A 23594-nucleotide genomic window follows, 5' to 3' on the forward strand; every position below is an offset into this window, starting at 1 on the left:
CGCCATGGCGCGCCCCGCAACCTCGTCACCTCGCCATGTAGTCGAACGCCACCGAGCCGAGGCCTAGCGTCAGATCCGCCTTGTAATGCAGCGCCGAGATCACCTCGCGCACCGGCAGGCGGGCGACGTCGCACAGCGCGTGCGGAAACAGCCCGAGCGCAGCGGGACCGGTCCAGGCCTCCTTCAAGGTGATGTCGTCGAGGTGAAAGCGCACCAGCTCGCAGATCCGCGGGCTGCCGTCGACATGCGGGATGATCTTCAGGATGAAGTTCGGCGCCTTCATCGAATTCACGACCGTGTCGTGATCGACCTTGCGGTACTTGTAGCCCATCGTGGCGGAGGCGCAGAGCACCGAGCCGTAATGTAGCGAGCCGACCAGGACGTCGCTCTCGACGGAGATCTTGGGCCGCGCCAGCTTCTTCGGAAATCCCCACAGCTCGCGGCCGCCGGCGATCGGAGCCTCGTCGTCGAGATACATCGCGTGGGTATAGGCGCCGAGCTCACCCTTGAAGCGGACCGGGATCACCTGCCCGGTCTCGGTGTAGTCGCCGAAGCCGGTCGAGTCCGGCATGCGGATGAATTCATACTTCACGACGGGCTCGGCGACCTCGAGCGGCTCTGGCACCACGGCCGCAAGCGCCTCGGGGTCGGTCCTGTAGGTGATGATGAAATATTCGCGATCGAAGAACCGGTACGGCCCCGGCGGAAACGACGGGTTGGTGAGCGGCATCGAATAGGCAGTGCGCCTGATATCCTCGATCTTCATGGATAGCCCCATCTGTCGTTGGCAAGACGACAGATTATGGCTGGCGGGGATGACGGAGGCGAGACCGTATAATCGGCAGCATCAGTCAAATGCGCGTCACACGAAGGGGCCGCGGCACGGCTATTTCTTGTCGATCGGCGGCGCGGTCTTCTCGGCGGGCGCCGGCGGCAGCACCGGCTTGGCGCCCGCCTTTTGCGCCTCATCATCGGGACGAGCCGGCTGCGGCGCCGGGGTGGTCGGCCGCTCGCCGCCCGGCTTCGACTCGGCCGGCGGCGCGGTCTTCTGCGGCTCCGGCGTCGGCGAGGCCTGCAACGGCTGGGTGGCCTGCGCCACCTCTTGCGGCGGGGCGGCGTTGATGGCGTGCAGCGACAGCGCCGCAATCGCAACGCCCGCCGCGACCAACGCCGAGGCGATCAGCACATCCTTCCGCAGTTTGCTCCGATCCTCAGCCATCCCGTTCACCCGCATCATGTCAGCGAGGTCAACGATCCGGCTACCGCATGGTTCCTGAGCCCGAGCCAGCGGGAACCTGGGCTCAATCCGTGGTGCTGATTTCCCAGGTCGCGTGCCGGACGCCGGGCTGATGCTGCAGGTCGACCACCACGGCATTCAGCTCGTTGGGTTCGACCGCGGTCGAGACCAGCGTTGCCACGATCTCCAGGAAGTCGTCGCCGGCCTCGACCACGTCGACATCGGCAACCGGATAGTTCGCAGCCTCGAGCTTCTCGACCAGTTGGTCGCGCATGTCAGGCAATGCCTCGGGGGTGACAGCGAGCTTGAAGTAATAGGTCGCCTCCGAGGCCTTCTCGTTCAGCGGGATGCGGTTGATGGCGTTGACCAACGGACGCAGCAGCGTGTTGCCGGCGATCACGAACACGGTCAGTGCCGCGGCCTGCGCCACCAGGTCGGCGCCGGCGCAGGAGCCGACCGCGGCCGAGGCCCACAGCGTCGCCGCCGTGTTGAGGCCGCGCACGTCCATGCCCTGCTTCATGATGACGCCGGCACCGAGGAAGCCGATCCCCGACACCACATAGGCAATCACCCGCACCGCGCCGTCGGCGCCGGCCAGATGCATCGCGAGATCGACGAAGGCGGCAGCTCCAACCGCGACCAGCACATTGGTGCGCAGGCCCGCGGTGCGCTGCCGGTACTGCCGCTCGGCGCCGATCAGCGTGCCGAGCACGAAGGCTGACGTCAGGCTGACCAGCGTGTCGAGGAAGTCGGCGAGCTGGAATGTCGTGAGGAATCGCATGGCGCTGCCCCGGCGCGAGCTTCAGATGCAGCGATCTCTTACATTTCCAGGATGCCCGCGTCACCATCTTCCGTGCCGAAGGCGAGCAGCGTGCCCTTGGCATTCCATCCCAGCGCCGACACCGCCGCTCCGGTATTCCGGCGCACCAGGATCTCGGCGCCGTCCTCGAGCCGGACCATCAGCACGGTGCCGTCGGCATAGCCGACCGCCATGATGTCGTTCTTCGGATGGCAGGCGACCACGGCGACCCGCGCCGGCATCGGCGCCAGCATCGCGGGCTCCTTGCCCATCGGGCCGTCCTTGCTGGTGAACGGCCAAACGATCACGGTATCGGCGCCCGAGGTCGCGAGCCCCTTGCCGCCGACGCTCCACGACATCGAGCGCACCCGGCCGGGATAGCCGCTCATCCGCATGTGCCGGTTGTCGGCGAGCCGCCAGCCATGCATCGCGGCCTCGTGCATCGCCGTGACCAGAAACTTGTTGTCCGGGCTGAAGGAGACGGCGAGATGCGAGCCGGCCCATTCCAGGAATTCCGGATTGGCGGCCATGTTGGGAAACCACAACGTCACGCCGTTGTAATGCGCGATCGCCAGCCGCAGGCCCTTCGGCGCGAATGCAAGCCCGCCGACGGTCGACGGCACCTCGAAGGTTTTCTCCTCGCCCTTGGGATTGCGCACGAAGGCAGTCTTGCCCGCCGACCACGCCACGGTGCCGTCGCTGTGGAGGGCGACATTGTCGATCCAGCGCCGCTTGGCGTCGGTCGCGATCGTTGCGGTCTCGCCCTTGGCGTCGATTGAGATCAGCTTGCCGTCGTCACCGCCGGTGACGAGCCGCTTGCCGTCGGAGACCGCGCACAGGATGGCGCCGAAATGCGTCTCCGCGCGCGTGATCTCGCCATCAAGGGTCGCGATCGCAACACTCTCCTCGGCGCCGACGAAGAACGCGCGGTCGCCGAGGAAATGCACCGAGCCGACGGCCGCGCCAAGCGGCAGCGGCTTGACGCGATCGGTGATCGAAACAATGGAGGAAGCGGCCTCGCCCGGATCGAACTCTTTCATCACGTGGTGATGCACTGCTCGAAGCCGTCGCGGATCGCCTGCTCCGGCAATTCGCGACCGATGAACACGACGCGGCTCTCGCGCTTCTCGCCGTCCTTCCATTTCCGCTGGTGGTCGCCCTCCAGCATCATGTGGACGCCCTGGAACACATAGCGGTCGTCGTCGCCGGTGAAGGCGAGGATGCCCTTCGAGCGCAGGATCTTCTGGCCCTCGGTGGCGACGAGGTTCTGCAGCCAGGGCATGAACTTGGTCGGATCGAGCGGCTTCTCCGAGCGCAGCGACAGCGATTGCATGTCCTCGTCGTGGTAGTGCTTCAACCCGTGGCCGTGATCATGATGGTGGTGGTGATGATCATGGTCATGATGGTGATGATCGTGGTCATGGTCGTGATCGTCGCCGGCTTCGAGGAAATCGGGCTCGATCTCCAGGATGCGGTCGAGGTCGAATGCGCCGCGCTCCAGCACATCCGTGATCCCGACCTGGCAACGCTCGGTACGGTGCAGCTTGGCATAGGGATTGATGCCGCGGATGCGCGCCTCGACCTCGGCGAGCTCGGGCTTGGAGACCAGATCGGTCTTGTTCAGCACGATGACGTCGGCGAACGCGATCTGGTTCTTGGCTTCCGGCGCGTCCTTGAGGCGGTCGCTCAGCCATTTGGCATCGGCAACGGTCACGACCGCGTCGAGCCGGGCGTTCTTCTGCACGTCCTCGTCGACGAAGAAGGTCTGCGCGACCGGCGCCGGATCGGCAAGGCCGGTGGTCTCGACGATGATGGCGTCGAACTTGCCCTTGCGCTTCATCAAACCGTCCATGATGCGGACGAGGTCGCCGCGCACCGTGCAGCAGACGCAGCCATTGTTCATCTCGAACACTTCCTCATCGGCGCCGATGATGAGGTCGTTGTCGATGCCGATCTCGCCGAATTCGTTGACGATGACGGCGTATTTCTTGCCGTGGTTTTCCGACAGGATGCGGTTCAACAGCGTGGTCTTGCCGGCGCCGAGATAGCCCGTCAGCACGGTCACAGGAATTTTTTGCGAAGCTTCAGCCATAACAACTCCGGGAACTTGGGTCTGCGCTCAATCCCCGGCAGGGAGGCCCCTGCCCCTAGTTGGCGAGCGCGCTGGTCAGGGCCTTTATATTGTGCCTGACCATATCAATGTAAGTGGGTGCATCGCCCTTTTCGCCCGTCAAACTGTCCGAACACAGCGTCCCGCCGACCCGGGCGCCGGTCTCGGCCGCGATCCGCTCAATCAGGCGGGGATCGCTGATATTTTCGAGAAAAACTGCCGGAATTTTCGCGACCTTGATCTGGGCGATGATGGCGGCAATATCCCGCGCGCTGGGCTCGGAATCGGTAGAGACCGAGAGCGGCGAAAAGAACGTGACCCCGTAGGCATCGGCGAAATAGCCGAAGGCACCATGGGTCGAGATCACCTTGCGCCGGGCCTCCGGCACCCGCGCCACCGCATCGTGTACCTCGCGGTCGAGCGCCTCCAGTTTGGCCAGATAGGCGTCCGCATTGGCCTTGAAGACGGCAGCCTGGTCAGGGGCCACGGCGATCAGCCCGTCGCGAATATTGACCACGTAGATCTTGGCATTGGCCACGGATTGCCAGGCATGCGGATCGTCATGGCCACCCATCTTCCGGGGCATGATCCCCTTGGTTGCCACCACGACCGGCGCCTTGCTGCCGGAGGCCTGCAACAGCCGCGGCATCCAGCCCTCGAAGCCGAGGCCGTTGATGACCAGGAGCCTGGCATCGGCAACCTTCTTGGCGTCTGCCGGCGTCGGCGCATAGACATGCGCATCGCCATCGGGCCCGACCAGCGCCGTCACATCGACGCTGTTGCCGCCGACATTGCGCACCATGTCGGCGAGGATCGAGAAGCTCGCCACGACATTGATGCGATCGGCGGCACGTGCCGGTCCGCTCGCCAGCACCAGCGCCAGACAGATCAATCCAAGAAACCGCCGCATCGTCCTCATGCCTCGAGATGGCGGCCGGGAAACAGTTGCCGCACCAGGCCGCTGACATTGCCGAACAATAGCGACACAATATACAGCCCCGCCGCAACCAGGATGATGGCAGGGCCGGAGGGAATCCGGGTCTGGTACGACAGCACCAGCCCGGCATAGCCCGACAGCATGGCGCTCGCGACCGCGATGCAGATCATGGTGGTGATGTCGCGCGACCAGAACCGCGCGATGCCGGCGGGCAGGATCATCAGCCCGACGCCGAGCAGCGTGCCGAGCGCATGGAAGCCGTTGACGAGATTGACCACGACCAGCGCGAGGAAGGCCAGATGCGCCGGCGCGCCGGCCCGGCTCACAGTGCGCAGGAAGACCGGATCGACGCATTCGATCACCAGCGGCCGATAGATCACCGCGAGCACCAGGAGCGTGATGGTGGCGTTGAACGCGATCACCAGCAGGGTCTGGTCGTCCATTGCCAGGATATTTCCGAACAGCACGTGCAGCAGGTCGATATTGGTGCCTTTAATGGAGACGATGGTGACGCCGAGCGCCAGCGAGACCAGATAGAAGGTCGCGAGCGACGCGTCCTCCTTCAATTCGGTGGTGCGGGCGACGAGGCCCGCGAGCAGTGCCACGGCAAAGCCCGCGATCAGGCCGCCGGTGGTCATTGCGAACAGGTTGAGCCCGGAGATCAGGAAGCCGATCGCGGCCCCCGGCAGGATCGCATGCGCCATGGCGTCGCCGACCAGGCTCATCCGCCGCAGCATCAGGAATACGCCGATCGGCGCGCCGCCGAGCGACAGCGCGATCACGGCCGCCAGCGCGCGGCGCATGAACTCGAATTCGGTGAAGGGCGTGATCAGCGCGTCGGTCAGCATCGGCGTCAGGCAGCCCTCGAGCGCGGATCGACGGCGCAGGCGCCGGCCGAGTCATCGAACGCCTCGCACATCCGCATCGCGACCATCAGGTTATCAGCCGTCAGCGCCTCGGCGGTCGGGCCCCATTCCACCGGTCCGCGCGCCAACAGCAGCGTCTCCGGGAAATTGTTGCGCACCATGTCGAGGTCGTGCAGCGCCGCCAACACCGTGCGCCCCTCGCCGTTCCAGCGCTTCACCAGCGCCAAGAGATCGGCGGTGGTCTTGGCGTCGATGGCGTTGAACGGCTCGTCGAGAACGATCAGGCGAGCGTCCTGCAGCAGCACGCGCGCAAACAGCATGCGCTGGGTCTGGCCGCCGGACAGCGTGCCGATCGGGCGGTTCTCGAAGCCGTTGAGGCCGACGGCGGCGAGCGCCGCCAAAATCTTGTCGCGCGCGGCCCTGCCGATGCCGCCGAAGAAGCCGGTGGTGCGCCACAGCCCGGTGCCGACGAAGTCGAACACCGAGATCGGGAAAGTTCGGTCGATGTCGGCGGATTGCGGCAAATAGGCGATGTCACGATGGTCCAGCCCATCGAGATCGATCACGCCCGACAACGGCTTGAGCACGCCGGCGATGCCGCGCAGCAGCGTCGACTTGCCGGCGCCGTTCGGGCCGATTACGGCGAGAAGCGCGCCAGCCTCGACCGCGCCATTGAGATGATGCACGGCCGGATGGCGGTCGTAGCCGAGGGTGACGTCGCGGAAGGTGACGAGAGCTGCCACGGGTTTCACCTCATCGCCAGCCAGATGACGACCCACAGGCAGGCAGAGACCGCCAGTGCCGCGGACAGCCTGGCCGGCACCGGCATGCGCAGGATCGACCAGTGCGCGGTCTGGGCCGGATGCGCGTGCGGACCGTGGCTGTGCCCGTGGGGATGGGCGTGGCCGTGATGGTGGTGGTCATGGGTGTGCGTATGCGCCATAAGGAAACTGTTATATTATAACATAACGCGAGTCCACAAACGAGGAACTCATGGCCGATCCGCAAAACCGGGAGAGATTTGAGCTGCGTAGGCAGAGCGATACGCTGGTCTACAGCTTCGTCCGGAAAACCCGCCCGGATGGAGCCATCGGGTACCAGCGCCAGGACCAGGATTTCTGGATCGAGCACCGGCCGGGCTGGGGCTGGGTGGCCTGGGATCCGGTCAGCCAGTCCTGCGCCGGCCGCCCCTGGAACGTGCTGCCGGCCGACCAGGGCGACCATCCGCCGGAAGGCGACTGGGTGAGCCGCAAGGGGGCCAAGTCGTATGTCTATAGCCTTGTCTATGTCACGTCCTCGTAGTGCTTGAAGGCGCAGTCTCTCTTTACGTCGCCCCGGCGAAGGCTGGGACCCACAGCCACCGCATTCGGTGATGAACGGAACCGCGGCCCCAGCAGCGCACAACAATCGAGATTTGGGGTAATGGGTTCAGGCTTTCGCCAGGACGACGATGAGGATAGTTCTCGATTCAAGATGCCGCAAAACGCGGTGTCATCACCCGCGAAGGCGGGTGATCTAGTATTCCAGAGACGTCCGTGCTCGAATTGAGAGGCCGCGGCATACTGAATTGCCTGGTCGAGCCGGGCGATGACTTGAGGATGAGGACGCAGCTTCGCACTCCCGCGACATGAATCGTCCGAGGTCTTCGCAACAGCAACAGCGCCGATCCGGCCTCTCACTGCGCCTTCGTTACCGCATCCGTGTCGTAGACCACGCCGCAGACTCGGTGAGTGTAGCAGGAGCGCAGATGGCAATGTTGATCCAGCGCGCAGCCGCCGTAGATCAGGGCGAAATAACCGAGAACGGCGACGGCCGTCGCGCCAAGCAGACATCTGGTCCAGAGGTCCATCGACGACGACCTTAATCCATTCACCAGCGAGACCGCCAAGGGCGCGGCTCCTTTTTGTGCATCCGAACCGCAAACAGGTTCGAGCGACCGATTCCTGCTGACACCATGCTGTCAGCAGGAATGCCGTAGGCAGCCCCGTGCGGACACCGTCCGAGCAGCGTTGGAAGGAAGCGCGGCATGCACGATCGCCCGTCTGAGATCGCACAAGGTCGGTCGAACGCCATCACGTTTGTGCTCGGCCTTGGCGTATTCCTGATCCCGTTCGATGTGACCGCGGTCGTGGTTGCGATGCCCGGCATTGCCAGGGATCTCGGGTTTGCTGTAGCCGGCTCCGCCTGGGTCATCGACGCCTACAGCCTCGCCCTCACCGGCGCGCTGCTGGCATCGGGCGCACTGGCGGATCGTTACGGCCGCCGGCGTGCGATGCTGGGTGGCAACATCGTTTTTCTGCTGGCTTCGATTGGCTGCGGCGCGGCGACGAGCGGTCCACTGCTCCTCGCCGCGCGAGTCCTGCAAGGCATCGGCGCCGCCTTCCTGATCACGGGCGCGATTGCGCTGGTCGCCGGGGCGTTTCCACATCAGGATCAACGGGCACGGGCATTCGGCACCATCGGGGTGATCTCGGGCGTGGCCATGGCGCTCGGCCCCACGCTGGGCGGCCTGCTGGCCGCCTGGGTCGGCTGGCGCTGGATCTTCTATGCCAACATCCCGGTTTGCCTCGCGCTCGCTCTCGCAGTGCCGCGGGTCGTTGCCGAAACGCATGAGCCCGGCGGACGCCCGCTCGACCCTGCGGGGATCGTGCTGCTGACATTGTCGCTGGGTCTCGCAATCGACGCGCTGTTAAGGCACGACGCCGCGCCGGTCGTGCGCGCGGCCGGCCTGATCGCAAGCGCTGTGGCAGCATTCACCTTCGTCCGGCAGCAATGGCGCAGTGCCCATCCGGTGCTCGACCCGCGCGTATTCGCGACAGCGCCGATGATCGGGGTCGGCACATCGCTGACGTCCATCCAGTTCGGCTACTGGGCAGTGCTGGTCTATCTGCCGCTGTTCCTGAGTACCGGCCTGCATGTGAGCATGGAAGTGGCGGGTGTGGCGCTGCTGGCGGCGACGCTGCCGATGCTGCTGGTGCCTTTGCTGGGCGGTCGCTTCGTCACCCAATGGGGCTGGCGGCGCTTCTTCATCGTGGCCCTCGGCATCATCGCGTCAGGGGATGTGGTGCTCGTGGTAGCGGCGCTGTCGGCCGACGCTGCGATGCGCGGCGTCGCAACGGCGGCCGGCATGCTGACGATCGGCATTGGCGCTGCGCTGGCCAACCCGCAATTGGGGAGCGTCGCGTTGGCGCTGGCTCCGCCCGCGCAGGCCGGCATGACCTCCGCGATGACCGTGATCGTCCGTCAGGCCGGCTTTGCCATCAGCATTGCCGCGCTGGGGGCGATGCTCAGGACCACGGAGTCGGCAACGGCATTCGCGGACCCTTTCGTCCTCGCAACGTTCGGCGCCGGCGCCGGCGCGGTCGCTGCGGCGGTCCTGTTTCCCGCTGCGGAGAGCGAGGCGATGGAAAGCCGGGCAGAACAGCGCTAGCGAGCGCCTCACTCTCCCTCGTCATTCCCCGGTGCGCAATTGCGCACCGGGGAATGACGACGAGGAGACATGGTCACGCCTCCCTTGCGTAACTCTTCAACTTCGCCTCCAGCACCGCGATCACCTGGTCGCGGACCGGATCGCGGGAGCCTTTCAGCCAGGCGGCGGCGAGCGGCAGCCGGCCTGCCCCGCTGCCGCGCTTGAGCCGGAGCGGCACGAAGCGGACGCCCGGGATCGCCATCCGCGCGGTCCAGCGCGGCACGATGGCAACGCCGAGCCTGGCTGCGACCATGTTGACGATGGTCTGCTTCTCGTCGGCGATCTCCTGGATGCGCGGCATCAGCCCGGCCTCGTCGAACAGCTTCGTCGTGAGATCGTGGCTGTGCGGCCGCGAGCGGCGCTCCGGCACGATCAAGGGCTGATCGGCGATATCGGGCAGCACGATCTGCTTGCGACGCGCCAGCGCGTGCTTGTGTGACAATGCCACCACGGCGGTCTCCTGCAGCAGCGGGACGAACTCGATGCGACGGTCGGGTCGCTCCGGCGGACGCACAAAGGCAAGATCGAGCGCGCCCGACAACAGCTTCGGCAGCAGCCGGATGGTCTTCTCCTCGAGCAGCTGCACCGCAACGTCAGGATGGGCGGCACGAAGGTCGCGCAGCAGCGGCGGCAGCAGGCCGGCCGCGGCACTGTCGATCGCGCCGATCCGGAAGCGCCGCGCCTGTGGCTTGCGTAGCCGGCGGCGAAAGCCGTTCTCGATTGCTTCGGCGCGGTCGAGCAACGCGCGTCCCTCGCGCAGCAGGGTCGCGCCGTCCTCGGTCAGCGACACCGCACGCGTGGTGCGCACGAACAGCCGCACCCCGAGATCCTCCTCCAGCAGCTTGATGTGACGGCCGAGCGCCGACGGCATCATCTGCAGCCGCTGCGCGGCGCGGCCGAAATGCAGTTCCTCGGCGGCCGCCACGAAGCAGCGAAGCTGGTGCAGTTCCAAGACGGGTTCCTGTGCGTTCAGATCGGACGTTTGACGGCCGCGGCGATTATATCATTTTTTTGTATAAACCGGCGCGGATTGAACCGGAAGGGCGCGGCCCTCTAGGCTTCCCGGTGGCGCGCGATATGCGCCGTCCCAACAAACAAAGACGAACCCGGGAGAGCCCATGGAAAGCGAGCTTGGCACGCGCGTGTTGCGCAAGATCACCCTGCGCATCGTGCCGTTCATCATGCTGCTGTACTTCGTGGCCTTCATCGACCGCGTCAATATCGGCTTCGCCTCGCTGACCATGAACAAGGACATCGGCCTGTCGCCGACGGTCTATGGCTTCGGCGCCGGTATCTTCTTCTGGGGCTACTTCCTGTTCGAAGTGCCCTCCAACATCATCCTGCACAAGATCGGCGCGCGGATCTGGATCGCGCGGGTGATGATCACCTGGGGCCTGGTCTCGGCGGCGATGGCGCTGGTGCAGGGCGCGACCAGCTTCTATGTGCTGCGCTTCCTGCTCGGCGCGGCGGAAGCCGGCTTCTTCCCCGGCATCATCCTCTATCTGTCCTACTGGTTCCCGGCGCGGCAGCGCGCCGCCGTGACCGCGCTGTTCATGGCCGCCGCCCCGCTCTCGACCGTGCTCGGCTCGCCGGTCTCGGGCGCCCTGCTGGAGATGGATGGACTGCTCGGCTTCAAGGGCTGGCAATGGCTGTTCGTTCTGGAGGCGGTGCCCGCCGTGCTGCTCGGCTTCGTCGTGCTCGGCTTCCTGACCGACCGGCCCGAGCAGGCAAAATGGCTCGCCGATGATGAGCGCGCCTGGCTGGTCAAGACCATGAAGGCGGAGACCGACGGCAAGGCCTCGACCGCGAGCCACAGCATCTGGCGCGGCCTCGCCGATCCGCGCGTGCTGGCGCTGGCGCTGGTCTATTTCGGCACCTCGGCCGGGCTCTATACGCTCGGTGTGTGGGCGCCGCAGATCATCAAGGCATTCGGCCTGTCGTCGATCCAGGTCGGCTTCCTCAACGCGGTGCCCGCGACCGTCGCCGTGATCGCGATGGTGTTGTGGGCGCGGCATTCCGATCGCACCGGCGAACGCACCTGGCACGTGGTGATCGCCTGCCTGATCGCAGCCGCGGGACTTGCACTTGCGGGCCTGTGGACCGGCCTTGCCGCCGTGATCGCGGCGCTGACCTTGGTCAATATCGGCATCTCCTCCTCGAAGCCGCCGCTGTGGAGCATGCCGACCATGTTCCTGTCCGGCTCGGCCGCCGCGGCCGGGATCGCCACCATCAACTCGATCGGCAATCTCGGCGGCTTCGTCGGACCTGCAATGATCGGCTGGATCAAGGAACGCACCGGCAGCTTCGACGGCGGCCTCTACTTCGTCGCCGGCCTGCTGGTGCTGTCGGCCGTGCTCACCTTGCTGCTGTCGCGCGCGCAGAGCGCGCAGGCTGAAACCGAACCACACCACAATCCCATGCGAACCCGCTAACACTCATCCGGAGACAACCCATGCGTACCCATTCCATCGCCGCCATTCCCGCCGACGGCATCGGCCCCGAAGTGATCTCCGCGGGCGTCCGCGTGCTCGAGGCGCTGGCGAAGCGTTCGGGCGACATCAGCTTCAACGTCAAGACCTTCGACTGGGGCTCGGACTATTACAAGAAGCACGGCGTGATGATGCCGGCCGACGGACTCGCTGAGCTGAAGAAGTTCGACGCGATCTATTTCGGCGCGGTCGGTGCGCCCGACGTGCCCGACCACATCACGCTGTGGGGCCTGCGTTTGCCGATCTGCCAGGGCTTCGACCAATACGCCAATGTGCGGCCGACCAAGATCCTGCCCGGCGTCGCCTCGCCGCTGCGCAATGTCGGCGTCGGCGATCTCGACTGGGTGATCGTGCGCGAGAATTCCGAGGGCGAATATGCCGGGATGGGCGGCCGCGCCCACAAGGGCCTGCCGGAAGAGGTCGGCACTGAAGTCGCCGTCTTCACTCGCGTCGGCGTGACGCGGATCATGCGCTACGCGTTCCAGCTGGCGCAGTCGCGGCCGCGCAAATTGCTCACCGTGGTGACCAAGTCGAACGCGCAGCGCCACGGCATGGTGATGTGGGACGAGATCGCCGCCGAAGTGGCGAAGGAATTCCCCGACGTGACCTGGGACAAGATGCTCGTCGACGCCATGACGGTGCGGATGACGCTGCACCCGAAGAGCCTCGACACCATCGTCGCGACCAATCTGCACGCCGACATTCTCTCCGATCTCGCCGGCGCGCTGGCCGGCAGCCTCGGCGTGGCGCCGACCGGCAACATCGACCCGCAGCGCCGCTACCCCTCGATGTTCGAGCCGATCCACGGCTCGGCCTTCGACATCACCGGCAAGGGCATCGCCAACCCGGTGGCGACCTTCTGGACCGGCGCGCAGATGCTGGAGCATCTCGGCGAGAAGGACGCCGCCGTCCGCCTGATGGCTGCGGTCGAGAAAGTCTGCGCGGCCGGCGTGCTGACGCCCGACGTCGGCGGCAAGGCGACGACGAAGGAAGTCACGGACGCGGTGATCGACGCGATCCATGGGTCGAATGTGTGAGGCGGCGAGTGCTTCGCCACATCACGCAGTGAGGTGAGCACGCAGCTCGGGCTCCCTCCCCCCTTGCGGGAGAGGGAGCCCGACTAGCTAGCTCACCTGACCGGCGCCCGCTTCCAATCCAAGCAACCGGGGACAGAACCGTGCTACCCGATCTGACCAGACGAAGCTTTGTGACCGCCGGAGGACTATCGATCATGGCCGCGATGACGGGGATGCAGACGGCAAAGGCCGCGACATGGCGCGATGAGATCCGCGCCATCGCGTTCGACGTGCAGGGCACATGCGTCGACTTCTATCAGCCGATCCTGCGGGCCGGGCAGGCCATCAATGCGGCGAAGGGACTCACGCTCGATTGGGCCAAACTATCGAGCGAATGGCGCGATCTCTATCGTGCAGCGCTCGACGACGTGATCGCCGGCAAGCGCCCGTGGATCCGGGTCGACCGCATCTATCGCGAGGCGCTGGATGTGCTGCTCGATCGCCACGGCCTCGCGGAGGCCTTCTCCACGGACGAGCGCGACGAATTGAACACGGTGTGGACCAGGCTCGACGCCTGGCCCGACAGCGTCGAAGGGCTGACGCGCCTGCGCAGCCGGTTCGTGACCTCGACATTGTCGAATGCCGGCATGGCCGCGGTGGTGGCGGTGGTCAAGCACGCGAGGCTGCCGTTCGACGCTGTGCTGACCGCGGAGCTTGCGCGCAGCTACAAGCCTTCACCGGCGGTGTACCAACTCGCCGTCGACTACCTTGGTTATCCCGCTCACCAGATCCTGATGGTGGCCTGCCACAAATACGATCTGAAGGCGGCCCGCGCCTTCGGCATGCGCACCGCGTTCGTCGCCCGTCCGCTGGAGTTCGGGCCGGTCGCGAAGGTCGACGTGGCGGCGGAATCCTGGATCGACCTCCACGCCGAGAGCTTTACGCAGCTCGCCGACGCACTCGTCCCGGCGTAACGACGCGAGGGGTCGCTCGCGCTACGGCCGCGCCGCCGCTTCCGCGCAATTGGTCAGCCGTGCCGGCACGCCAACGGCGGTGCAGCCGGCGGGCACGTCCGACGTCACCAGCGCGCCGGCGCCGATCTTGGCGAAGTCGCCGATCGAGAGATTTCCGATCACGGTGGCGCCGGCGGCGAGCAGCACGCCATGGCCGATCTTCGGTGCGTGCCGTGGATCGTCCTGATGCCGCGCGATGGTGACGTTCTGCAGGATCGTGACCTCGTCGCCGACAGAGGCCAGCGCGCCGATGATGATGCCGGTGCCGTGATCGAGGAACACGGCGGTTCCGATTTGGGCCGAAGGGTGAATGCTGATCTGCAACTGGTCCGCCGCCGCGCTTTGCATCAACAGCGCAAGGTCAGGACGGTCCTCGCGCCACAGCCAGTTCGACACCCGCCAGGCTTGCAGCGCGGCGTAGCCCTTGAAGTTCAGCAGCGGCGGCAGCAGGCCCGTGATCGCCGGGTCGCGGCGCACGATCGCGGTGAGATCGGTCGCCGCGGCATCGACCAGCGCGGGCTCGGCGGCGAATGCCTCGCGCGCCGTCCGCATGAACTGCGCCCGGTCGCTATCTTCGCGGCCGATGCGCCGACCGATCAGGAAAGCGAGCGCGCCGCCGAAATCGCCCTGGTCGAGGATGAAGGCAGCGGATGCTTCGAGAAAACGATCGGCGACAACAGCGGCTTCCGCTTCGCGCCGGATCGCAAGCCAGAGATCGTCAGAACGCACCGTCGCTGCTGCCGCCATGATCTTCGCCTCACCGTCCGGATTCTCGATACAGTGGGCATCACCGCGCCAAAATGCAAACCGCCCGCTTGCTCATCGCAAACGGGCGGCTCAGGGCCATCAGGTTCTATGGGGGCACATCGCCTGAAGGCTAGCTCATGCCTCGCGTGATCAGCCTCTTTAGATCAGCCCTGCGGCGGCTGGTCGTTCGGCGGGGTCGGACGGGTCTTGTGCTGCGCCATGAAGGCGTCGAACTCTTCCTTGTCCTTGGCGTGGCGCAGGCGATCGAGGAAGTTCTTGAACTCGACCTGTTCTTCCTCGAGACGGCGCAGCGTGTCCTGGCGATACTCGTCGAAGGCGCGGTTGCCGCTGGAGGGCGGGCCGAAGCCGCCGAACGGGAAGCCGCGGCGCTCCATGCGGCTCTTCATCCGCTCCATCTTGTCCTGCATGCGCTCCATCTTGTTCTGCCAGCGATCCATGTCGTTGTGACTCCAACAGGCCATTTTTCTGCTCCCGAGTGTGAAAAAGAGAAGGGCGAGGCCGATCGGCCACCAGATCATGAAGCCGAGGATGATCCCGGCGATCTTCAGGGGATGCCAGGGCGTCGCGTAGAAGTGCGGACGGTAGGGCTCTTCGACGGGGCCGCGCCAGCGATTGACATCAGCGGTGTAGGCCATTTCCTTCTCCATCACGGCATCACGCCGTTGTGAATGTAAATAACATTTACATAGGTAGCCGATCCCCCGGGAAAGTCAAGCAGCGCGGATGACGCACCCGGCCGATTATTTTTGACTCAGTCGTTGAACCTTATTTCGCCTTGCCCCACGGACCAGACCTTTCGCCCGCCGGCTTTTCGTCGGCCGTGCCGGTTCCAGGCCTGCGGTCGGTCGCGAAACCGAGGCCGCGCAGATAGATCAGCACTTCGGCCTCCAGCAGTTCCTCCGGCGACATCGGCAGCTTGCGCCGCGCAGCATCGCCGCGGCCGAACAGCGAGGCGACGCCATGCGACATCGACCAGATGTGCAGCGCCATCATCATCGCGGGCGGACGCGGCATGCCCGGCGGTGCCAGTGCGGCGAGCCGCTCGGCAGCGGCGCGGATGATCGCGAACGCCCGCTCGCTGGCGGCCATCAGTGTTGGATTCGCATCGGGAGGCAGGCCGGATTCGAACATCGCGGAATAGAACGCGGGCTCCTCGCGGGCGAAGGCGAGATAGGCCTTGCCGACCCGCTCGAACGCCGTGACGGTGTCGGGGCGGCCGTCGTCCCAGGCCTGCGTCAGCAGCGACTCGAACTGTTCGAAGCCGCGCTGGGCGATGCTGGCGATCAATTCGTCACGGTCGCGAAAGTGGCGGTACGGCGCGGCGGGGCTGACGCCGGCCATCCGCGCGGCATCGGCGAAGGTGAAGCCGGCCGGCCCCTTCTTCGAGATCAGGTCGAGCGCAGCCTGCAGCAACGCCTCTTTGAGATTGCCGTGATGATAGCCGCGCTCGGCGCGGCCTTGGTCCTTGCGCCAGCTCATGTGAACGGCTTTTACATGAGCCGGCGGTAAAGGTCACTACCGGGGCGTCGGCACGTTAATCAAGATTAACGGATCAGTCGGCCGGGCGCCGGTGCGGGCCGCTGCGCTAAGTCGCACGTCTAGGCGGGGACGTAGGTCAACCTGATCGTGTTGTCGCCGATCCGGTCGCTCGCCACCAGGCGGAGCGGCGTGCGGCGCTTGGCGAAGAACGGCTTGCCGCCACCAAGCACGATAGGCCGGAGATAGAGCCGATACTCGTCAATCAGGCCGAGTTCGGTCAGGCTCCCCGCGAGCTCCGGCCCCGCGACTTCAATCTCCCCGTCGAGCCGGGCCTTCAGCCCGCGCACCGCCGCCTCGAGCTCCCCTTCGACGAGTGTCGCGTTGGGTCCGACGGATTTCAGCGAGCGCGACACGACCCACTTTGGCTGTCTCCGCCACACTGCCGCATAGTCGCGCTCCTCTGCATCCCAATCGGGCAGGTCTTCGTCCCAATAGCGCATCACCTCGTACATGCGGCGGCCGTACAACATGCCGGTCAGGCCACGCACCTGTTCGATGAAATGACGAAACAGCCCGGTCTCCGGCACCATTGCCTTGTGATCGACATAGCCGTCGAGCGACTGGTTCAATCCGAAGACGAGCTTCGCCATTGTGCACGACCTCCGCCCGGGAATGTCAGAGAGCCCTCTCCCGCCGCAAGCGGGAGAGGTGCGACGAGTCTGCGGGACTAACGTCCGAGGACTAGCGGCCCGGGATCGGCAGCACCGGCATGATCTCCACGGCTTCGCCCGGGAAGATCGCGAAATGCGGGTGGTTCTCGAACAGCTTTGCCGCCGCCTCATGCGAGGGCGCGCGGACCACGGTGAAGCCGGTGAGCTGATTGGTGATGTCGGCGGTGCCGCCGGCGCCGACCTTCTTGGTCTTGCCGAGCGGTCCGCCCATCTCGACGATCACGTCGTGATGCTTCTCGACCCAGGCGCCCCATGCGGCCATGCCCTGCTGCTCCTTGGCACGCCGTTCGGCCTCGGGCATCGCGTTCCAGGCTGCCATGCGCGCGCCATCCTTGCTGCCGAGATAGACGGCGAGGAAAGTATTGGTGCTCATCGTACTTCTCCGTTGTGCTCGTAGGTGGTTTGACGATCGGTAATGGTGTGCGGCCCCCGTGCGGCGGCTGCGCTTGTTGCGAAATTTAGCGCAGCGCCTTGCCCCAGCCGCCCTGCGGATGCTCGAAGGTGGCCGCTGCCTGCTGCACCTCCTCGGAGAAATCGCCCATCTCCTGCACCTGGCGGATCTCGATCATCTCGTTGGCGGTGGCCGGGCACTTGCTCGCCCATTCGATCGCCTCGGCGCGCGAGGCGACGTCGATCATCCAGAAGCCACCAATCACTTCCTTGGCCTCGGTGAACGGACCGTCGATTACGACCGGCACGCCGGTGTCGAACTTGACGCGCGCGCCGGCAGCCGGCGGATGCAGGCCCTCCAGCGTGATCAGCACGCCGGCGTCCTTCAGCGCCTGATTGTATCGCATCATTGCCGCGACCCGTTCGGGGTCGAGCTCGAGTTTGGCCGGCGCGGACTCATAGCCGAGCGGGATCATCAGCATCATGAAACGCATTGGTCGGATTTCCTCATCGGTTGACACACTCGCAATCTTCACCCTCGTCATTCCGGGAAGCCCTACACGGCGCCGGCCCGCAATCCAGGACCCGCGGCGGCTGCTTGGTATTCCGGGTAGATCGCCCCGGCGATATCGCAGAATGACCTCGGGTGTCACGTCTTGCTCACCTGCTCGCGCAAGCGCTCTCCCCGCTCGCGCAACTCGGGCGTCAACGCCGCGCCGAAATCATCAGGTGTAAATACCTGGCGGATCTCGATCTCGGCGCCACCATCGAACGGCGCGCGCTTCATCCAGTCGATCGCCTCATCGAGCGATTTGGTCTCGATCAGCCAGAAGCCGGCGACGAGATCACTGGTCACGCTGAACGGCCCGCGGCTCACGGTGCCCTGCCCGCCGGCATATTTGACGCGGGCGCCCTTGCTGGTCGGATGCAGGCCCTCGCCGGCCTGCATCACGCCGGCCTTGACCATCTCCTCGTTGAACTTGCCCATCGCGGCGAGCAGCTCGGTGCTCGGCATCACGCCGGCCTCGGTATCCTTGTTCGCCTTCACGATCACCATGAACTTCATCGTCCTGCTCCGTTGTCTCGTTGTTTCGCCGGCATCGCCGGTGCTCGTCTCAAGGACGACGCAGGTCGTGCCACGCCGACAGGTCCAGCGAAACTATTCCAGAGGTCATTGCATTGCGCGCCACGACCGTCAGCGTTCCTGCCTGACGAGCTCGCCGTCCTGGTGCGACGGGCCGAAATAGACGTCGATCCGCGACACCTTGTCGCCGTCGAACACGAAGAATTCGGTGTTGCGAAAACTCTTGCCGTCGCGGGCGACGCAGCGATAGGTGACGAAGGCCTCGACGCCGTCGACCATGATGCGCTCGATCTCGTGGCGGCCGATCCAGCCGGAGTCGCGCCAGCATTCGGCGAAATAGCGCGGCTTGTCGATGTTCTCGCCATAGGGTGTCGAGAAGCGGAAATCCTCCGCGAACGCCGCTTCCACGCTCGCGCGGTCGTTGGCGAGATAGGCGGCGAAGAGCGAGCGGATGATCTCCGCCCTGTTGCCAGCTGCAGCCATGTCGTCTCCACATCATTCGCCCGGGCCACCGGAGCACGACTTGCTCCAGAACCCGGGCTTCAGGGAGATGACGAATGGGACGGCGCGAACGCGACATCGCGCCGAAGTTTATTTTCGGGAACCGCCGGCGGTCAGGTTCCGACCAGAGTCCGGCCCGGTTCAGCTTTCTTTTCAGCTCTCCTGGGGGAACATGCCGAAATAGGGTTCGGCCTCCTTGAGGACACGCGCGAAGGACGGCCGCGCCTGCAGCCGCGCAAGGTAGGCCGCCAGGTGCCGGTGGCCCTCGGCGAACGGCTCAACCTTGTTGCCGTAGAACAGCGCCGGCGCGGCGGCGCAATCGGCCAGCGAGAATTGCTCGCCCATCATCCAGCCGCCATGCGCGAGCTGCTGGTCGAGGATACCGTAGGAGGTGCGGAGCTGCGCCCGCGCCTCGGCGACGCCGTGCGGGTCCTTGCTGTCGGCTGGCCGCAACCGGTCGCCGACGATCTTCTGCGTCGGCAGATGGACATAGAGATCGAGGAAGCGGTCGCGCAGCCGGGTCTGCAGCGCGAGTTCGGCGTCGTCAGGGATCAACCTGACGGTGCCGGGATAGTGCCGGTCGAGATATTCGATGACGATACTCGATTCAGGCACCGTCTCGCCGCGCGTCTCGTCCCGGAGCACGGGGAAACGACCGATCGGCCACAGCGCGAGCAGCGCTGCGCGCTGGGCAGGATCGCCGAGATTGACCATGTTCGGCGTGAACGGCGCGCCGTTCTCGTAAAGCGCGACCAGCGCCTTCCAGCAGAACGAGGACAGCGGGTGGTAATGCAGAGTGAGGGACATCAGAACTCCATCATGTAGCGAGTGCTCGGAGGACGAAGCAGGGACCGCCCTTCCGACATCTCGTGCGGCGATATTTTTTCGTAAGTCGATACTTTTTTGCCGTCGCACGGGCGTGGATATTCGAGCACCCAACACGGCGTGCATTCGTCGGGGACGCGAATCGACTTGCGAAATCGATCCGAGAAGCGGTCAGCAATATCAGGGTTCGTAATAGACCTATCAGTGATGCTGAAGTGCACGCGTTCCGATCGTCTGCATCAGACCAAAGTTGTCATCGATTTTCGTCCGTAAGATTACGGTGAACATCGCATGTCGGCTCTGGATGATAACGTGCACATCGAAAAAATAAGTCGCAAGTTGAGATAGATGCGCGGGTGCGTGATCGCTCTATGCAGTTCGTGCCACGTGTCTGCGAGCCGCAGGCTTTACCGATGCTAAACGGCTCACTGCAACCTTTCCGTGAGTTGCAACGATCCGCTTTTTCTCATCCCCTTTCAATGTTTGAACCTTCACGGAGCCCTGATGTTCAGTTTCAGCAACAAGGCCAAGATCGACAACGCGCTGGCGCAGGCCGCAGCGATCGGCAAGTCGCAGGCGGTGATCGAGTTCAAGCTCGACGGCACCATCGTCGATGCCAACGAGAACTTCCTGAACGCGATGGGCTACACGCTCGACGAGATCAGGGGCAAGCACCACAGCATGTTCGTCGATGCTGCCACGCGCGACAGCCAAGACTATCGCCAATTCTGGGCGAGCCTGAACCGTGGTGAGTACCAGGCCTCGCAGTACAAGCGCGTCGCCAAGGGCGGTCGCGAGATCTGGATCCAGGCCTCCTACAACCCGATCCTGGACAAGAACGGCAAGCCGGTCGGCGTCGTCAAATTCGCCACCGACATCACCGCGCAGAAGATCCACAGCATGGAAGATGCCGGCAAGATCGCCGCGATCGGACGTGCCCAGGCGGTGATCGAGTTCAACATGGACGGCACTATCGTCAACGCCAACGAGAACTTCCTCGGCGCGATGGGCTATTCACTGGCCGAGATCCAGGGCAAGCACCACAGCATCTTCATGCCGCCGGCCGGCCGCGACAGCCCGGCCTATCGCGATTTCTGGGCGCGGCTGAACCGCGGCGAGTTCGAGAGCGGTGAGTTCAAGCGGCTCGCCAAGGGCGGCAAGGAAATCTGGATCCTCGCCAGCTACAACCCGATCCTCGACGAGCGCGGCAAGCCGTTCAAGGTCGTCAAGTTCGCGACCGACGTCACGCAGCAGAAAGTCAAGGCCGCCGACAATGACGGCCAGATCGACGCGATCGGCAAGTCGCAGGCGGTGATCGAGTTCAACATGGACGGCACGATCCGAACCGCGAACCCGAACTTCTGCTCCGCGATCGGCTATTCGCTGGCCGAGATCCAGGGCAAACATCACAGCATGTTCGTCGAACCGGTCGAGGCGAGCTCGTCGGGCTACCGCGAGTTCTGGGGAGCGCTGAACCGCGGCGAGTTCCAGGCCGCCGAATACAAGCGCATCGCCAAGGGCGGCCGCGAGATCTGGATCCAGGCCTCCTACAACCCGATCCTCGATCTCAACGGCAAGCCCTACAAGGTGGTGAAATACGCCACCGACATCACCGCGCAGGCGATCGGCCGCAAGAAAGCCGACAGCGCGCGCGGCCTGATCGAGGCGGTCGCCGCCGGCAGTGAGGAGATGAGCGCCTCGATCCGCGAAATCTCGGAAACCATGACCAAGTCGAAGCAGAACGCCGCGGTCGCCACCGGCCGCGTCGAGGCCGCCGACGGCCAGGCGCAGAAGCTCAATGCCGCAGCGCAGGCGATGAGCGGCATCGTCGAGATGATCTCGAGCATCACCGGGCAGATCAATCTGCTCGCCCTCAACGCCACGATCGAGTCCGCCCGCGCGGGCGAGGCCGGCCGCGGCTTCGCGGTGGTGGCCTCCGAAGTGAAGAGCCTGGCCAACCAGGCGAAGCAAGCGACCGACACGATCTCCTCGGAAATCGACGCGCTGAACTCGATCGCGGCCGACGTGGTCACCTCGCTGTCCGAGATCAAGGCGGCGATCGCCGGCGTCAACGAGTACATCACCTCCACGGCCGCTGCGGTCGAGGAGCAGAGCATCGTGACGCAGGATATGTCGACCAACATGCAGCGCGCTTCCGCCGAGCTCGCGGCGTAAGGCGCGGTGCGATCCTCGAAGGGTGTGCGGCCCGGGCTGGGGGCTGTGCATCCTTCGAGACGCCCGCCTTCCGTCATCTCGGGACGAAGAACCTCCAACGGGTTGACACGCTAGTGTAAAGGTCGCAGACGGTCGGGGCTTCCTGCCCGAACCGATGGACCGCCCGATGACTCCCTCTGCACAAAAAGTCGCACTCGTGACCGGCGCCGCGCGCGGCATCGGGCTTGCGGCGGCGAAACGCTTTCTCGCCGACGGCTGGCGCGTCGCGCTGCTCGACATCGAGGGCGCGCTGCTGGAGAGCGCGGTCGCGGCCTTGAAGCAGCCCAACGACACGCTGGCGCTGACCTGCGACGTGTCCGACGCCGCCGGCGTGGCCGCCGCGATCGCTGCGATCGCAAACCGCTTCGGCCGGCTCGACGCGCTGGTCAACAACGCCGGCACCGCGGTGTTCGCGCCGGTGCTGGAAACCTCGGACGCCGACTGGACCCGGATCATGGCGGTCAACCTCACCGGCCCGTTCCTGTGCACCAAGGCGGCGGCGCCCCTGATGCGCGAGAATGGCGGCGCGATCGTCAACATCACCTCGATCTCGGCAGTGCGCGCCTCGACGCTGCGCTCGGCCTACGGCACCAGCAAGGCCGGCCTCGCACATCTCACCAAGCAGCTCGCGGTCGAGCTCGCCTCGCTCGGCATCCGCGTCAACGGCGTGGCGCCGGGCCCGGTCGAGACCGCGATGGCCAAGGCTGTCCACACGCCGGAGATCCGCGCCGACTATCACGACGCGATCCCGCTCAATCGTTACGGGCTGGAGGAAGAGCTGGCGGAAGCGATCTTCTTCCTGTGCTCGGATCGCTCAAGCTACATCACCGGCCAGATTCTCGCCGTCGACGGCGGGTTCGATGCCGCCGGCATCGGCCTGCCGACCCTGCGCGGCCAGCGGCGGAACGGGTGAGCCCTAGCAGCGCATTCGTCCCATCCCCGTCACCCTGAGGTGGCCGATTCTTCAGCGGCCCTCGAAGGGTCGACGGCCCGGCTGTTGGCCGATTCATCCTTCGAGGCTCGCCCAGCGGCGCAATTGCGCCGCAAGGCTCGCACCTCAGGATGACGGAATTGCTGGTGCGGCAGAGCCGCTAGCGCCCGTTCACGGCAACAACGCGCCAGGTGTTCGCCAGCCGGTCGATCCGCGTCAGCGACAGCGGATCGATGACGAAGCGCAACGCAAGCTGCGGTGCTAGCTCGAGTGCGATCGCAAGCACCGCACGGATAGTGCCGGAGTGCACGACGAGCACGACATCGCCTGCGGGCAGGCGGGCGAGCCCGGCCCGCGCACGCGCGATCTGGTCGGCAAAACTTTCACCGCCGGGCGGGCGGTTGGTGCCCGGCGATTGCCAGAAGGCGCGATAGGCCGCCTCGCCGAGCTCGGCTTCGATCTCGCTGTGGCGGCGGCCGGTCCAGTCGCCGAAATCCTGCTCGCGAAAGGCATCGTCTTCCGTAGCCGTGAGGCCGAGCCGCGCGGCGGTCTCGCTTGTGCGCCGCGCCGGACTGCAAACCGCAACCGCGTCGGCCGGAAGCCTCACCCGCAACGCCGCGAACGCGGAGGCATCGCCGAGATCCGCCGGCGCATCGGGCGCATGGATCACGCCGCGCGGCCCGTCGACCGGCGCGTGACGGATCAGCCAAAGATGCGTTTCGCCACCCATCTTGC

27 protein-coding genes are annotated in these 23594 nt (G+C 65.5%); 7 read left to right on the plus strand and 20 right to left on the minus strand.

All coding sequences use genetic code 11. The annotated features are described in order from the left end of the window. Nucleotides 1–25: 25 nt before the first annotated feature. The 8 genes from JQ616_RS02705 to JQ616_RS02740 form a co-directional block, all read right to left on the minus strand. Nucleotides 26–766 (minus strand): acetoacetate decarboxylase, encoded by a 741-nt coding sequence (locus tag JQ616_RS02705; protein ID WP_212012030.1) that lies wholly within the window; start codon nt 764–766, stop codon nt 26–28. Nucleotides 767–886: 120 nt separating this feature from the next. Further along, complete coding sequence (locus JQ616_RS02710; RefSeq protein ID WP_212012031.1) at nt 887–1219, minus strand: hypothetical protein; 333 nt, start codon at nt 1217–1219, stop codon at nt 887–889. 82 nt (nt 1220–1301) lie between these two features. Further along, complete coding sequence (locus tag JQ616_RS02715) at nt 1302–2018, minus strand: MgtC/SapB family protein (protein ID WP_212012033.1); 717 nt, start codon at nt 2016–2018, stop codon at nt 1302–1304. 38 nt (nt 2019–2056) lie between these two features. Continuing rightward, complete coding sequence (locus JQ616_RS02720) at nt 2057–3076, minus strand: WD40 repeat domain-containing protein (RefSeq protein WP_212012035.1); 1020 nt, start codon at nt 3074–3076, stop codon at nt 2057–2059. Continuing rightward, nucleotides 3076–4128: a CobW family GTP-binding protein gene (locus JQ616_RS02725; RefSeq protein ID WP_212012037.1), complete on the minus strand. Its 1053-nt coding sequence runs from the start codon at nt 4126–4128 to the stop codon at nt 3076–3078. Before JQ616_RS02725 ends, JQ616_RS02720 begins: the two co-directional genes overlap by 1 nt. 55 nt (nt 4129–4183) lie before the next feature. Next, the gene (locus tag JQ616_RS02730; protein ID WP_212012039.1) at nt 4184–5056 is read right to left on the minus strand and encodes a metal ABC transporter substrate-binding protein; all 873 of its coding nucleotides are present in this window, start codon (nt 5054–5056) and stop codon (nt 4184–4186) included. 5 nt (nt 5057–5061) lie between these two features. Then, the gene (locus tag JQ616_RS02735) at nt 5062–5931 is read right to left on the minus strand and encodes a metal ABC transporter permease (protein WP_212012041.1); all 870 of its coding nucleotides are present in this window, start codon (nt 5929–5931) and stop codon (nt 5062–5064) included. 5 nt (nt 5932–5936) lie between these two features. After that, entirely contained in the window at nt 5937–6692 is a 756-nt protein-coding gene (locus JQ616_RS02740; RefSeq protein WP_212012042.1) for a metal ABC transporter ATP-binding protein, read from the minus strand. A 250-nt stretch (nt 6693–6942) separates the two neighbouring features. On the opposite strand from JQ616_RS02740, the gene JQ616_RS02745 reads away from it, so the two are divergent. After that, nucleotides 6943–7251, plus strand: a complete 309-nt coding sequence (locus JQ616_RS02745; RefSeq protein WP_212012043.1) for a hypothetical protein — start codon at nt 6943–6945, stop codon at nt 7249–7251. 373 nt (nt 7252–7624) lie between these two features. On the opposite strand, the gene JQ616_RS02750 is transcribed toward JQ616_RS02745, so the two are convergent. Then, nucleotides 7625–7837 carry a hypothetical protein gene (locus JQ616_RS02750; protein WP_212013170.1) on the minus strand — a complete coding sequence of 71 codons (213 nt, stop codon included), beginning with the start codon at nt 7835–7837 and terminating at the stop codon, nt 7625–7627. Between the two features lie 138 nt (nt 7838–7975). Here JQ616_RS02750 and JQ616_RS02755 point away from each other — a divergent pair, with 138 nt between their 5' ends. Further along, nucleotides 7976–9379, plus strand: a complete 1404-nt coding sequence (locus tag JQ616_RS02755) for an MFS transporter (protein WP_212012044.1) — start codon at nt 7976–7978, stop codon at nt 9377–9379. Nucleotides 9380–9452: 73 nt separating this feature from the next. Here JQ616_RS02755 and JQ616_RS02760 read toward each other — a convergent pair whose 3' ends face one another. Beyond that, nucleotides 9453–10370: a LysR family transcriptional regulator gene (locus tag JQ616_RS02760; protein ID WP_212012045.1), complete on the minus strand. Its 918-nt coding sequence runs from the start codon at nt 10368–10370 to the stop codon at nt 9453–9455. A gap of 166 nt (nt 10371–10536) precedes the next feature. Here JQ616_RS02760 and JQ616_RS02765 point away from each other — a divergent pair, with 166 nt between their 5' ends. The 3 genes from JQ616_RS02765 to JQ616_RS02775 all read left to right on the plus strand — a co-directional run bounded on the left by JQ616_RS02765 (nt 10537) and on the right by JQ616_RS02775 (nt 13897). Next, nucleotides 10537–11850, plus strand: a complete 1314-nt coding sequence (locus JQ616_RS02765) for an MFS transporter (protein WP_212012046.1) — start codon at nt 10537–10539, stop codon at nt 11848–11850. 20 nt (nt 11851–11870) lie between these two features. Continuing rightward, nucleotides 11871–12944 carry a tartrate dehydrogenase gene (locus tag JQ616_RS02770; RefSeq protein WP_212012047.1) on the plus strand — a complete coding sequence of 358 codons (1074 nt, stop codon included), beginning with the start codon at nt 11871–11873 and terminating at the stop codon, nt 12942–12944. 194 nt (nt 12945–13138) lie between these two features. After that, complete coding sequence (locus JQ616_RS02775) at nt 13139–13897, plus strand: haloacid dehalogenase type II (RefSeq protein ID WP_249136351.1); 759 nt, start codon at nt 13139–13141, stop codon at nt 13895–13897. Nucleotides 13898–13918: 21 nt separating this feature from the next. On the opposite strand, the gene JQ616_RS02780 is transcribed toward JQ616_RS02775, so the two are convergent. The 9 genes from JQ616_RS02780 to JQ616_RS02820 all read right to left on the minus strand — a co-directional run bounded on the left by JQ616_RS02780 (nt 13919) and on the right by JQ616_RS02820 (nt 19696). Continuing rightward, entirely contained in the window at nt 13919–14683 is a 765-nt protein-coding gene (locus JQ616_RS02780; RefSeq protein WP_212012049.1) for a serine O-acetyltransferase, read from the minus strand. Between the two features lie 164 nt (nt 14684–14847). Next, on the minus strand, nt 14848–15339 hold the full coding sequence (locus JQ616_RS02785) for a DUF2852 domain-containing protein (RefSeq protein WP_050405858.1): 492 nt from the start codon (nt 15337–15339) through the stop codon (nt 14848–14850). Between the two features lie 130 nt (nt 15340–15469). Next, entirely contained in the window at nt 15470–16183 is a 714-nt protein-coding gene (locus JQ616_RS02790) for a TetR/AcrR family transcriptional regulator (RefSeq protein ID WP_212012051.1), read from the minus strand. Nucleotides 16184–16302: 119 nt separating this feature from the next. Beyond that, nucleotides 16303–16833 (minus strand): dihydrofolate reductase family protein, encoded by a 531-nt coding sequence (locus tag JQ616_RS02795; RefSeq protein ID WP_212012053.1) that lies wholly within the window; start codon nt 16831–16833, stop codon nt 16303–16305. A 91-nt stretch (nt 16834–16924) separates the two neighbouring features. After that, a complete protein-coding gene (locus tag JQ616_RS02800) occupies nt 16925–17287 on the minus strand; it encodes a YciI family protein (RefSeq protein WP_212012054.1) in 363 nt (120 codons plus the stop codon). Nucleotides 17288–17372: 85 nt separating this feature from the next. Beyond that, the gene (locus JQ616_RS02805) at nt 17373–17798 is read right to left on the minus strand and encodes a YciI family protein (RefSeq protein ID WP_212012055.1); all 426 of its coding nucleotides are present in this window, start codon (nt 17796–17798) and stop codon (nt 17373–17375) included. 155 nt (nt 17799–17953) lie between these two features. After that, nucleotides 17954–18370 (minus strand): YciI family protein, encoded by a 417-nt coding sequence (locus tag JQ616_RS02810; RefSeq protein WP_212012056.1) that lies wholly within the window; start codon nt 18368–18370, stop codon nt 17954–17956. Nucleotides 18371–18499: 129 nt separating this feature from the next. After that, nucleotides 18500–18871, minus strand: a complete 372-nt coding sequence (locus tag JQ616_RS02815) for a nuclear transport factor 2 family protein (RefSeq protein ID WP_212012057.1) — start codon at nt 18869–18871, stop codon at nt 18500–18502. A 171-nt stretch (nt 18872–19042) separates the two neighbouring features. After that, complete coding sequence (locus JQ616_RS02820) at nt 19043–19696, minus strand: glutathione S-transferase family protein (protein WP_212012058.1); 654 nt, start codon at nt 19694–19696, stop codon at nt 19043–19045. A 522-nt stretch (nt 19697–20218) separates the two neighbouring features. Here JQ616_RS02820 and JQ616_RS02825 point away from each other — a divergent pair. Both JQ616_RS02825 and JQ616_RS02830 read left to right on the plus strand, forming a co-directional pair. After that, the gene (locus JQ616_RS02825; RefSeq protein ID WP_212012059.1) at nt 20219–21889 is read left to right on the plus strand and encodes a methyl-accepting chemotaxis protein; all 1671 of its coding nucleotides are present in this window, start codon (nt 20219–20221) and stop codon (nt 21887–21889) included. A 166-nt stretch (nt 21890–22055) separates the two neighbouring features. Further along, complete coding sequence (locus JQ616_RS02830; protein ID WP_212012060.1) at nt 22056–22841, plus strand: SDR family NAD(P)-dependent oxidoreductase; 786 nt, start codon at nt 22056–22058, stop codon at nt 22839–22841. Between the two features lie 178 nt (nt 22842–23019). Here JQ616_RS02830 and JQ616_RS02835 read toward each other — a convergent pair whose 3' ends face one another. Continuing rightward, the gene (locus tag JQ616_RS02835; RefSeq protein ID WP_212013127.1) at nt 23020–23589 is read right to left on the minus strand and encodes a histidine phosphatase family protein; all 570 of its coding nucleotides are present in this window, start codon (nt 23587–23589) and stop codon (nt 23020–23022) included. Nucleotides 23590–23594: the final 5 nt, after the last annotated feature.

The organism is Bradyrhizobium tropiciagri (assembly GCF_018130545.1).
In the GTDB taxonomy this organism is placed as follows: Bacteria; Pseudomonadota; Alphaproteobacteria; order Rhizobiales; family Xanthobacteraceae; genus Bradyrhizobium; species Bradyrhizobium tropiciagri_A.